1 protein-coding gene is annotated in these 319 nt (G+C 36.1%); it reads left to right on the top strand.

All coding sequences use genetic code 11. The features are described 5' to 3' along the window. The coding region (locus H4O21_RS28805; RefSeq protein ID WP_182812717.1) for a discoidin domain-containing protein at positions 1–319 on the top strand (319 nt) is incomplete at both ends.

Genomic DNA, 319 nt, shown 5'->3' with positions numbered 1-319 from the left:
TGTTCATTCAATCTGAAAAACTACCAGTCTTTGAAGCTTTTAGGTCTAACGATGAAGATGAAGAAACACGTTGGTTGGCTACTGAAACAAAGAATCAGTATCTAGAAGTAGAGTGGGTAAAACCACAGGCATTCAATCAAGTTATTGTTGATGAATTTGAAGAAAATATTACATCTTACAAACTACAATATTTGGAAAATGGAGCTTGGAAGGATATTGCAAACGGAGCAACTTGTGGAGCTAGCAAAACGCATCAATTCGATGCGGTTACATCTACAAAATGCAGGTTATTTATTGAAGATGCAAAAGAAGCACCATC

Source organism: Oceanospirillum sediminis, from assembly GCF_014164585.1.
Taxonomy (GTDB): Bacteria; Pseudomonadota; Gammaproteobacteria; order Pseudomonadales; family Halomonadaceae; genus Oceanospirillum; species Oceanospirillum sediminis.
The sequence above is the reverse complement of the archived record's forward strand: the minus strand, read 5'-3'. Positions and strand labels throughout refer to the sequence as shown.